Source organism: Hoylesella oralis ATCC 33269 (assembly GCF_000185145.2).
In the GTDB taxonomy this organism is placed as follows: Bacteria; Bacteroidota; Bacteroidia; order Bacteroidales; family Bacteroidaceae; genus Prevotella; species Prevotella phocaeensis.
Map to the genome: position 1 here is coordinate 194,756 of NZ_GL833116.1, position 11,699 is coordinate 206,454.

10 protein-coding genes are annotated in these 11,699 nt (G+C 46.4%); 5 read left to right on the plus strand and 5 right to left on the minus strand.

What is annotated here, in order from left to right:
- Positions 1–4 precede the first annotated feature (4 nt).
- Both HMPREF0663_RS00860 and HMPREF0663_RS00865 read left to right on the plus strand, forming a co-directional pair.
- Entirely contained in the window at positions 5–2,521 is a 2,517-nt protein-coding gene (locus HMPREF0663_RS00860; protein WP_004368134.1) for a glycoside hydrolase family 31 protein, read from the plus strand.
- Positions 2,522–2,656: 135 nt separating this feature from the next.
- Positions 2,657–3,463 carry a TerB family tellurite resistance protein gene (locus HMPREF0663_RS00865; RefSeq protein WP_004368136.1) on the plus strand — a complete coding sequence of 269 codons (807 nt, stop codon included), beginning with the start codon at positions 2,657–2,659 and terminating at the stop codon, positions 3,461–3,463.
- 254 nt (positions 3,464–3,717) lie between these two features.
- Here the strand turns inward: HMPREF0663_RS00865 and HMPREF0663_RS00870 are convergent, their stop codons facing one another.
- From HMPREF0663_RS00870 to HMPREF0663_RS00890, 4 genes are all read right to left on the minus strand, one after another.
- A complete protein-coding gene (locus tag HMPREF0663_RS00870) occupies positions 3,718–4,542 on the minus strand; it encodes a zinc ribbon domain-containing protein (protein WP_004368138.1) in 825 nt (274 codons plus the stop codon).
- Positions 4,543–4,545: 3 nt separating this feature from the next.
- Positions 4,546–5,334, minus strand: a complete 789-nt coding sequence (locus HMPREF0663_RS00875) for a Nif3-like dinuclear metal center hexameric protein (RefSeq protein ID WP_004368139.1) — start codon at positions 5,332–5,334, stop codon at positions 4,546–4,548.
- A gap of 524 nt (positions 5,335–5,858) precedes the next feature.
- Complete coding sequence (locus HMPREF0663_RS00885) at positions 5,859–6,605, minus strand: ABC transporter permease (protein WP_004368143.1); 747 nt, start codon at positions 6,603–6,605, stop codon at positions 5,859–5,861.
- A 15-nt stretch (positions 6,606–6,620) separates the two neighbouring features.
- Positions 6,621–7,253, minus strand: a complete 633-nt coding sequence (locus HMPREF0663_RS00890; RefSeq protein ID WP_004368145.1) for an ATP-binding cassette domain-containing protein — start codon at positions 7,251–7,253, stop codon at positions 6,621–6,623.
- 185 nt (positions 7,254–7,438) lie between these two features.
- Between HMPREF0663_RS00890 and HMPREF0663_RS00895 the strand changes: the two genes are divergently transcribed.
- From HMPREF0663_RS00895 to HMPREF0663_RS00905, 3 genes are all read left to right on the plus strand, one after another.
- Positions 7,439–8,548 (plus strand): agmatine deiminase family protein, encoded by a 1,110-nt coding sequence (locus HMPREF0663_RS00895; RefSeq protein WP_016665559.1) that lies wholly within the window; start codon positions 7,439–7,441, stop codon positions 8,546–8,548.
- 62 nt (positions 8,549–8,610) lie between these two features.
- On the plus strand, positions 8,611–9,495 hold the full coding sequence (locus tag HMPREF0663_RS00900; RefSeq protein ID WP_004368149.1) for a carbon-nitrogen hydrolase: 885 nt from the start codon (positions 8,611–8,613) through the stop codon (positions 9,493–9,495).
- 99 nt (positions 9,496–9,594) lie between these two features.
- Positions 9,595–10,578 (plus strand): YD repeat (two copies), encoded by a 984-nt coding sequence (locus HMPREF0663_RS00905; protein ID WP_016665560.1) that lies wholly within the window; start codon positions 9,595–9,597, stop codon positions 10,576–10,578.
- Between the two features lie 128 nt (positions 10,579–10,706).
- Here the strand turns inward: HMPREF0663_RS00905 and HMPREF0663_RS00910 are convergent, their stop codons facing one another.
- A complete protein-coding gene (locus HMPREF0663_RS00910) occupies positions 10,707–11,699 on the minus strand; it encodes a lysylphosphatidylglycerol synthase transmembrane domain-containing protein (RefSeq protein WP_004368154.1) in 993 nt (330 codons plus the stop codon).

Consider the following 11,699-nt stretch of genomic DNA (forward strand, 5'->3'; position numbering starts at 1 on the left):
ACTCATGAAATTCAATTCAGTGTATAGGTTCGGCCTTTCTTTGGCCGCGGTGTGCTGCATTTTCACCTCTGTATCTGCACAGAAAAATGTGGCCTATCAGGATCAGAATGTTCGTATTTCCGTGATTACCGATGGAGTTGTCAGAATGGAATATGCTCCCGACGGGCAGTTTATGAATGATAATTCGTTCATAGCCGTGAACAGAAATTATCCTGCAGCTGCATTTAAAGTGCAGAATAAAGGGCGGAAAGTAGAAATAAGTACGGCACAGTTTGTACTTACATATAATAAAGGTATGGGCAAGTTTACCGCAGATAACCTGCAAATTGCCTCTCCTAAGGCAAAGAAAACGATACCGTTTGTGTGGAAGCCCGGTATGAAAGATGAGAAAAACCTAAAAGGTACCTATCGTACCCTCGACGGTTACGACGGAAATATGCACGACAATGAGCCGATGCCGATAGAAGACGGTCTGCTTTCAAGAAGCGGATGGACTTTCATAGATGACTCTGAAAGCTATATATTCGACCGTTCCGAATGGCCTTGGGTAGCCCATCGTGCCAATGAGGGTAATACTCAAGACTGGTATTTCATGGCGTATGGGCACGATTATAAGAAAGCCTTGAAAGATTTTACCGCCTTTTCGGGCAAGGTGCCTCTGCCTCCGCGCTATGCTTTCGGTTACTGGTGGTCGCGCTATTGGTCGTACTCGGATAATGAGATGCGCAATCTTGTGAGCCATTTCAGAAACTACAATGTGCCTTTGGATGTGATGGTAGTAGATATAGATTGGCATTATCGCGAGAATGGAAAGGGTGGATGGACGGGTTATACGTGGAACCGACGCCTGTTCCCCAGTCCGAAAGGTTTCTTGAAATGGCTCGATGACGAGCATCTGCAGTCTACTTTCAATCTTCATCCGGCCGATGGAATTAGGAATTTTGAGGAACATTATCCCGAAATGGCTAAGTGGATGGACGTCGATCCGGCCACAAAACAGGATATAGCTTGGCAGGCTTCCGATAAACGTTTTATGAAAGGATGGATCGAAACGCAGCTCCGACCGATGGAAAAGGATGGGGTTGACTTCTGGTGGCTGGACTGGCAACAGTGGAATAACGACCGTCTATTCCCGAAACTTAGCAATACATGGTGGCTGAATTATGTGGTTTTCACCGATATGGAGCGTACCTACGACCGCCGACCGATGCTTTATCATCGTTGGGGAGGGCTAGGCAACCACCGTTACCAGATAGGATTCTCGGGCGATGCTATCATTAGTTGGCGCTCACTTGACTATCAACCTTACTTTAACTCTACTGCCTCGAACGTGTTGTACGGCTTTTGGAGCCACGATATAGGGGGGCATTACGGCGTTTCTGCAATCGATCCCGAGCTTTATATCCGCTGGATGCAGTTCGGTGCGTTGAGTCCTATCCTTCGTACACATTCCACCAAGAATTCCGGTCTTAATAAAGAACCGTGGGAATTCGACTATCATAAGGTCGATATAATTCGAAGTATCGTGGACGAGCGTTATGCTTTGGCGCCGTACATCTATACCATGGCCCGCAAGACTTACGACGATGCCATCGCTATTTGCCGTCCTATGTACTACGATTACCCCGAAAATAATGAGGCATACGATAACAGGAACGAGTATATGTTCGGCGATCAGATGCTCGTTTATCCCATTACATCGCCGATGAAAGACGGAACTTCTAAAGAAAAAGTATGGCTGCCGGCGGGGAACGACTGGTATGAAGTTTCGTCAGGTACGCTTCTTAAAGGCGGACAAACCGTGGAGCGCAGCTTCCATCTCGACGAATATCCGCTTTATATCAAGGCAGGTTCTGTTATTCCCATGTATGGAAAGGTGAAGAATTTGCAGGGTAATGACGAGCCGGTAGTGGTTTCCGTGTACCCCGGAACTAAGGGACAGTTCTCATTGTATGAGGATAATGGCAACGATAAGAATTATGCCGATGAATATGCAACAACGGAGTTGACTGCACAGCGCAACGGAAATATGCTCACGGTAAGCATAGGTGCGCGTAAGGGTTCTTACAAGGATATGCCTTCTGCACGTCGTTTCAAAGTGAAAATTGTGGCATCTGTCGTGCCTGAAAGTATCATGATCAACGGACAGAAGGCCGATTTCGAGTATGATGGCAATAATCTGACGCTTATAATCGATGTTCCCGAAACAGATTGCAGCGTGGCCAAGAAGATAAATATTACCTATCCGCAAGATGCGCTCGATGTGGCCGACGGAACCATTGGGCGGTTCCGCCGCATACAGCAGAACTGTCTTACAGCCAAACGCGATGATGCCGAGATCATTTTCGGTGAGGAATTGGGCACCATGGAGTCTACTGGACGGGCGATTTCTTATTATCCTAATCGATTTAGAGAGTATATCGAAGCGTTCCGCAAGAACTATGCGAACCTACCGCAGATATTGAAAAACAACGGTCTTAATGACGAACGGGTAGAAAAGTTCCTAAAAGCAACCTATTAACTTTGTCTGGCTGTAAGCTGTGAGGGATGCAACTATTTGTTGCATCCCTTTATTGTTTTTAAGACATTATGTTCAAATAGTCTCGCTTTTTGTTCGTACATTTGCGTTTACATTGGTTATCAGCATAGAAAATATATGGCATCTGGAAAATGGATAGGCGGCTTTTTGGGCTTTATTACGGGCGGTCCGTTGGGCGCATTGGCAGGGTTTGCGCTCGGTTGGCTTTTCGATCAGGGAATAGATTCGGTTAATGTTGCCGACATGCAGGGGCAGGGCAAAGCCGATAGTTTTGGGCAAAGCGGCCGCTATCGGCAGCAGATGCAGGAAGGACAGCGCAATTCTTTTCTGTTCAGTCTGCTTGTCTTGGCAGCTTATATCATCAGGGCAGACGGGAAAGTCATGCATTCTGAGATGGAAATGCTAAGGAATTTTCTTCGACAGAACTTCGGAGAAGAGGCTGTGGTGCAAGGAGAAAGCATTGTACACCGTTTGTTCGAGCAGCAAAAACAGATGGGGGAGCGCCAGTACAGTATAACCATAGGCAGTGTTTGCAGGCAGATTGCAGCAAACATGGACTATTCGCAGCGCTTGCAGTTGCTCAATTTTCTTGTGATGATTGCCCAAGCCGACGGACATGTAGCTATGCAGGAAATCGAAGCATTGCGAGAAGTATGTGCGGGATTGGGACTCTCTGTTGAAGATGTAGAGTCTATGTTGAACCTGCAGAATGGCGGCAGTAGCCTTGAAGCAGCCTATAAAGTGCTCGGTATTTCGAGTAATGTTTCAGATGCAGAAGTGAAAAGTGCGTACCGAAAGATGGCGCTCAAGCACCATCCGGATCGGGTATCGGCGTTGGGAGAAGATGTGCGTAAGGCTGCTGAACGCAAGTTCCAAGAAATCAATGAGGCCAAAGAAAAGATATTTAAAGCAAGGGGATTGTGAGCTATAGCGTAGTGAGATGTGCATAATGTGTTCTTTTCGGCGTTATAGAACAATTCGTTCATATCTCGTAAGAATAACCCGCAAGAGGTCTTGCTTTCGGCAATTCATGCAGATTACTATACCTATAAGGCGGTTACACCTATGATATACGGTCGTAAGACAGCCGGTATAAACAAAATAGAGTGCCTGTGTAAGCAGGCACTCTATGGTTGTTATAAAAGACGGTTATTCCTTCGAAGGAAGAAACTCCTCCTTTATTCTTCTTCTTTCTTGGTCTTGCGTATGGCACGTTTGCGCTTGGGCTTCTCCTCAACAGCAGTATTTTCCATCTTTACACCTGCCAGCTCGGGATCGATCATGATGCGTCCGCAGTACTCGCATACGATTACTTTCTTGTGCATTTTGATATCTAACTGGCGTTGAGGTGGTATCTTGTTGAAACAGCCGCCGCATGCATCGCGCTGAACATATACAATTCCCAGCCCGTTACGGGCATTCTTGCGGATACGTTTGAAACTTGAAAGCAAACGAGGTTCTATCTTTATTTCCAGTTCTTTGGCTTTTCCTTTCAATTTATCCTCTTCCTCGCGCGTTTCCTGCATAATTTCATCAAGCTCGTTCCGCTTCTGTTCAAGGTCTCCTTGGCGGTCCTGTATCTGCTCTTGTGCCTGTTCGTAGTCGTGTTTACGTTCCTCTATTTTAATTAGAGCTTCTTTTATTTTCTTGTTGCATAGCTCTATTTCGAGTTCCTGAAACTCGATTTCTTTTGTTAGAGTATCGTATTCGCGGTTATTCTTTACCTCGTCGAGCTGCTTCTTGTAACGGTCTACGCTTATTTGTGCCTTGGTAATATCCGCTTTTTTCTGGGTAACAGCATCCTCGAACTCCCTGATATCGGTCTGAATATTCTCTACACGTGTATTCAATCCCTCTATTTCGTCTTCCAAATCTTGTACCTCGAGCGGAAGTTCACCGCGCAGTGCGCGCTTTTCGTCGATACCCGAAAGGGTGGTCTGCAGTTGGTACAGTGCTTTTAGTTTCTCTTCTACCGACAAATCTGTAAGATCTTTCTTTGCCATATTTTATAAGTAAATTATAGGATTTGTATTCGTCTTCGTGAGATAGCATCTCACATCTTTACACTTATCCTCAATGATTGATTTGAATATTTCGTTCGTAAATTGTTCGCTCTGATAATGTCCGATGACGGCAATTTGTATCTCTTGCTCGTGTCCGAAGAACTCATGATAGTGCATCTCGCCCGTTACAAAGGCATCGGCTCCGGCCTTTATGGCGTCTGCAAGCATAAAAGAGCCGGCCCCTCCGCATAGGGCAACGCGCTCGATATCGCGCCTTAGCAGTTGATTGGCCTGCACGCATTCCACATCGAAAGTACGTTTAAGCATCAGAACAAAGTCGTCTGCCGCCAATGGCCGTGCAAGATTGCCGATCACCCCCGAGCCTCCGATTACGCCGCCGGCACTCTTTGTTTCTCCAAGGAACTCCACATTGCTCAGCTGCATCTTCTCTGCAATCTTATGATTTACGCCGCCTAACGCGTTATCCATGTTTGTGTGCATGGATACGATCGTAATGTTATTCTGCAAAGCCTTTATTACCGTGCGCTGTACATAGTCGGTATCGCTGATTTGCGCGAGCTTGTGAAAGATCAAAGGATGATGAGACACGATTAGATTGCAACCCAAAGACACCGCTTCGTCTACTATCTTTTCGTCGACGTCAAGACACAATAAAGCCCCTGATACTTCCGTCTCTGTTAATCCAACCTGCAGGCCGGCATTATCGAAACCTTCCTGTAAGGGCAGAGGCGCGAATTGTTCAAGGGCGTCAACCACTTCTATAATCTTCACGCTTATATCGTTTAGAACTGCAAAGATAAGCTTTTTATTTCGGAACAGAAAGGAACAACGTTTCCGTTTAATTATTTTTAAGTATTATGTTCGGGCATGTCGTGAGGCACAGGCACAAAAAACCGGCCTGAAATTCAGACCGGTTTCCGTTATTTCTCTATTGTACTTATGCCAGTATGTTTGCTCTTCCGGCGTTGTACATACTCAAGATTTCTACGCAAAATCTTCTAAATGTTCTGTTTTTTATAAACTTTTTTGTCATTTCTCTCATAATCTTTTTACCTTTCTATGCTAAAATTACGTTATCCATGTGGGGTGCCTCTTCACACCCTTTGTGCTTAATACCTATTGTATATATTACCGATTTGAAGCGGTATAATATTGAAGACGAGTGCAAAAGTAACTACTTGTGGCATGTAAAAAAAGAGAATAACCGGAAAAAACCGGCCACACCCCTCATATTTTGACTTGTGTCAAATGGTTTGATTTGTATCAATGTTGCAGATAGAGCGCCCGTCTCGAAGTCATACACCTATGGTGTAACGGCGATAAACCCACAGTGTAACGGCCATAGACATAAGGGATGAGCAGAACATGGCTACAATGATCAGAACTTGGATTGCCGCTGCACTGACCGCACTTGTGCCGCCAAGGATCATCGTCCACATAATGACAGGCGACGAGCTTACCACAATACCCGCCGTATGGGCAATGTTCGGCAGCGCTGTTTTCTCTATGGTGCGGCGCACGATGTATCGGGTAGCCTCGGTATATGTAGCACCATTGCCCAACAGATAGTCGTAGAGTTGGGCGTGATAGGCCGTTCCTGCATGGTAAGTGGCTAAGGCTTTGCTGTTTACGGTAATCATATTGCCGATGAGTAAGCCCACAATAGGGATGAAGAAACGCCCGTCTATGGGATTTTCGATACCCAGCGAGAGGAACAATAGATAGAGTCCGGTTGTGAGAGAACCTACCGTTACGCCAGCAAAAACGGGCATCAGAAAGCGGCGAAGGTGCAGTCTTGCCTTCACGATTACGGCTGCCGAGGCGGCTGCAGCCATCAGTAAGAACCACAAAATGTTGACGAATGTGTTGTTCATTTCTATGATGTATTTCAGAAACAAGGCCGTAAGCGCCATAACGACCAGCATCTTCAAGAGTCCTTTAGCCAACTTCTGCCATATATTTATGCGGTAATAATAAAGTATGTACAGTGGCAGTACAAGCAACAGCATGCCCAAGGCAAAGCCCAATACCGTTATTTCCATCTTCGTTTCTCTATTTTATGATTGGTTTCCAAGCACGATGTGCTTATTGAAAATATCTTTTATACGTTCGTCGTTTGTCGCTATGATCATGATAGACGTGTCGTTTTTCAGTGCTGTCAGGTAGTTTTTTATCCGTTCGGCGCCATCGTCGTCCTGTTCGGATGTCGGTTCGTCGAGCAAAAACATACTGCGTATCGGCGCTGTTGCAACCGATAACAGAATGCGTTGCAGCGTGCCGCTGTCTATATCCGATAGTTTTCGGCCCCACATACTGTTGTCTACGTCCAATTGCTTCCAGTTTGCAAACAGTTTATTCTTAGAAAATTGCTGCTTTTCGTTGGCATGCAAAGCTGCAAAGGTCATAAAAAGTTCTGCCACGGTTGTGCCCTGTAGATGCAAATCTTGTGGGAGATAAGCCATCTTCTGCCTGAAATAAGCGGCCGAAAGTGGCGTTATCAGCTCGCCGTCTATGGTGGTGTATCCGCTTTCTGCCTGCTGTAATCCCATGAAAGTTCGCAGTAGTGTCGTCTTTCCGCAGCCTTTTAAGCCGCTTACACATAGGGTGTCGCCTTCTTTAACGGTAAAAGAAAGAGAATTGAAAAGCTGTTTACCGCCCATGTTCAGGCACACTTCTTTCATTTCAAGCATAGGGTTCCGTAGCAAATGTATGCTTGCAAAGGTAATAGTTTAATTTTAAATCGGTCGATAATTATACATTTTTTCATTTTCAGCGGCACGAATGTCGACTTAAATACCTATCTTTGCAATAGCAGAAGACGTTCTCTGTCTTCGGTAGGGATCAGTATTCGATGTGAAATAAAAACATTGTTCAAATGATAAACTACTCGATGAATGGCCGTAATTATATGTTTCCAGCCGAATGGTACCCCCAAAGCGGCGTGCAACTTACATGGCCTCATGCCGATACCGACTGGAAAGAATGTCTGCATGCCATCACGGCAACGTTTGTAGAAATGGCAAAGGCCATCGTAAGGTACGAGAAACTCTTGGTTGTGGCGCAGCATGTAGACGACGTAGAAGCGCTGCTTCGCCGTGAAATAAGTGCCGAATTGTTCAAGAATATCGTGTTCTGTCGGGCTGAAAACAACGATACATGGGCGCGAGACCATGCTTTTATCACTCTTGTTCCGGCCGACCATGCCTCCGTATATCAGGCTCAAAGTTGCTTGCTCGACTTCTGTTTCAATGGCTGGGGCGGCAAATTCGCGGCTCATTTGGATAATGCAATCAACCGAAACGTATATTATCAGGGAGTTCTGAAAGGAGGGTATGAAAATCATACCGACTTTGTACTCGAAGGAGGTGCCGTGGAAACCGACGGTAAAGGTACCGTATTCACTACATCCTCCTGCCTGTTGAAGGCGCCGAACCGTAATCAACCGTTGGATAAAAGGCGGATAGAAGCCAAGTTGAAGGCCGTGCTGCGTGTCCAAAGAGTTGTGTGGATAGATCATGGAAGGCTGATCGGCGACGATACGGACGGGCATATAGACACCATAGTGCGTACTTCTCCGGGCGATACATTGCTGTATGTGGGCTGCGATAACCCCAAAGACGAGCAATATACCGACTTTCAAGCCTTGGAAGAGCAGCTGCGTACCTTTCGTACCATAGAGGGCAAACCCTATCGGTTGTTGAGACTACCTATGCCCGATGCCATTTACGACGATGATAAACAGCGCTTACCGGCCACTTATGCCAACTTTGTAATCCTGAATGGTGGACTTATTTATCCCACTTACAGGCAACCTGATAACGATAGGAGGGCTGCCGAAGTGCTGCAACAGGCATTTCCGGATAGGCAACTTGTACCCATCGATGCCTGTACAGTTATCAAACAGCACGGTTCCCTGCACTGTCTGACCATGCAATATCCCCAAAACGTGATACAAGAAATTGGCTGTATGCCGGATATATTTTAGTTCTATCGCGCATACACCATCGTATTATTACAGACACATTATTATAATATTATTGCTACATCATGAGAAAAATAAAGATAGGTGTGCTGCAAATGCACAATACGGCGTCGGCGGAAGACAATCGGATGCGGTTGGCAGAGGGCATAACCGACCTTGCCAAGCGGGGTGCACAGCTCGTTGTGCTGCAAGAGTTGCACAATACGTTGTACTTCTGTCAAACGGAAACGGTCGATAACTTTAATCTCTCGGAGCCTATTCCGGGCCCTTCAACGGCCGTATTCGGCGATTTGGCGAAGACACTTGGCGTGGTTATCGTTGCTTCGCTGTTCGAAAAGCGGGCACCGGGCCTATATCATAACACGGCAGTGGTACTGGATACCGACGGCAGCATAGCCGGAAAGTACCGCAAGATGCACATTCCAGACGATCCGGCCTATTATGAGAAGTTCTATTTTACGCCCGGAGATATCGGTTTTCACCCTATTGAAACGAGCATAGGCCGACTGGGCGTGCTTGTTTGTTGGGATCAGTGGTACCCCGAGGCTGCCCGTCTGATGGCCTTAGAAGGCGCTGAACTGCTGATATATCCTACAGCTATCGGCTACGAAAGTCGAGATACGGCCGATGAACAGCAAAGACAACGCGACGCGTGGGCCATTGTACAGCGCGGACATGCCGTTGCAAACGGGCTACCCGTGGTAACTGTCAACCGTGTAGGCTTCGAACACGATCCTTCGGGGCAAACTGAAGGCATACAATTTTGGGGGAGTAGCTTCGTTGCAGGGCCCCAAGGAGAGCTGTATTACCGTGCTTCGGAGACGGAAGAGGACAGTGCCGTGGTAGAAATAGACCTTGATCATGGCGAACAGGTGCGCCGTTGGTGGCCGTTCTTTCGCGATCGACGCATAGAAGAGTACGGGGGGATTACAAAAAGATACGGCCTGTAGGTTCGTGAAAACGATATTATTCCAACTGAATATGGCATGCTTTCGGGTAACGGGAGGCGTGAGCGATTGTTTATTTTAATATTTTTAATATCTATTTTTATGATGAATAAATTCTACAAAATTAGTCTTTCTTTCTTGTTTTTGCTTTGTGCAGCAGGTGTAAAAGCTGAAAGCAAGTTGATTAAAGTTACTTCGTCGGATACGCAGATGACGTTTTCGTATCTGCCGAACGGTATGGTCGATCGTGCAATTCTAACTACCCAAGACGTTGGCCCTATGGGGAAAACCGTCTTTATCTTTACATATGAGAGCGATAGGGTGATAGAAAATGTTGTTGAAACCGTGCTTGGAGATGAAATGCACCAGCGAAGAACCTCGGTAATAAAGGACGGATTGATTACCGAAGAGACGTTGGAAACGGAGGAAGACGGTATGGATATGGTGGGTGGAGTAGTACAATATGAGAAACAAAAGACCTATCGTTACAAATATGATACCCGGCAACGCATGACAGAGGTTACAGCCATCGATAATGAGAATACCGAAGTGCATTACTCCTTTACGTGGCAAGGCGATAATATAACTAAGGTTACGATTACCGTAAACGGCAATTATGCGGGATACATCGACTACGGTTATTATGATGTAAGCGCGAATAAGCATCTTACAATGCTGTATTGTCCGGTGGTAATCGTCTGTTCGTATGGCGGAATGATACCTTACGGGCAAATTCAGGCGGGCAACTATGGAGTGCCTCCGGTAGGGTTGCTTCGCGAAATCAGTTTCCGTGTGGACAATACCTATGCCGATAAACTCGACATTGCAGCCGATGATATCAGCCTAAGTTATGAAAACGGAGCCGACGGATTGGTTAGAAATATCCGACAGATGGAGGGTGCGGAGCTGGATGTCATATCGTTGGAATGGGATGTTACGAGTGGAATTAGGCATTATGCGGAGCGTGTAATAGACGGTGAGGCTGCATATTACGACCTTGGCGGGCGCAAATTGCCGCAGCGCGGGCACAGACTGACGATTGTAAAAGGTGCCGACGGCAAAACGAAAAAGGTGTTGAACCGCTGATAAGTTGTAGGGATAGGTGAGCTATATCTACTTCTTATGCTGCTTATATGGCCTGTCTATCGCACATAGACAGGCCATGTGTCTTTGGAATATACAGCATATAATCGGAGAAAAAGCAAGAAACGGAGCTATTTCTTCTTATCCAATTTAATCATAAGCAGGCCGATGCCTGTCCATACAAGTTCTCTCAACCGCACGATGAGGGCCACAAAAATGCCGGCATTTGCCGTCATTCCCATGTTTGTTACAGACATCAAGAAGCCGCCTTCGCGCCCTCCAAGTTGCAAAGGCATAAAGAACAAGAGGTTTGCAAACAGCGTAGTGAAGGCGATAATGAGGATACATTGCAGGTAATTTGCACTGGGCATGAGCACCAGCAGTATGAAAAACACCTCTAAGGCCGAACATATACGGCAGGTCATTTCCAAGAATACGGCCGCTACGAAAGTCTTCTTGTTTTGCTTGTGCAGGGCTGCAATCTGCATGTCGATAGTGTCTAACTGCTCCCGATGGCTTTCTATGAACGGTTGTGCCCATTTCTTTAGGTAAGGTATGTGGCGCAGAATGTTCATGGCCCGCACGGCCAGTCCTTTTCGGTAGCCCGTTATGAAGAACCAAATGCCCAATATGCAGAACACGCCTACGGCAGCTATCAGCATTGCTATGGGCAGATTTACGGGCTCGGTACATATATATAGCACGCACGAAAGCAGCCAAAAGCAGAAATGAGTGAATATGTGAGTCATTACATAGAGTATGACCGACGACGATGCACGTTCGGTTCCGATCTTCGGGGCCAGCTCCATAATGCGGTAAGGCTCGCCGCCCATCAGTCCTCCGGGCGTGGCATAGTTCAGCGCAAAGCCCGATACGGTGATCTTATACAGCCACCGGAAGCTCACATGTTCCTGCTGTTTATCGTCGTTGCCTGCATTGATGATGAGATACCATGCGCCTGTATTGAACAGATATAAGAAAGCCCAAAGCACGACAACTGCTGCAAACCAATAGCCTGCATGCCGCAAACCGTTCCATACTTCGGTAAAATCGAGCTGCGTAACCATGACAGCCAGCAGCAGTATACCGAAGATGAAAAAGGCGTTCTGGTATCTCTTTTTCAT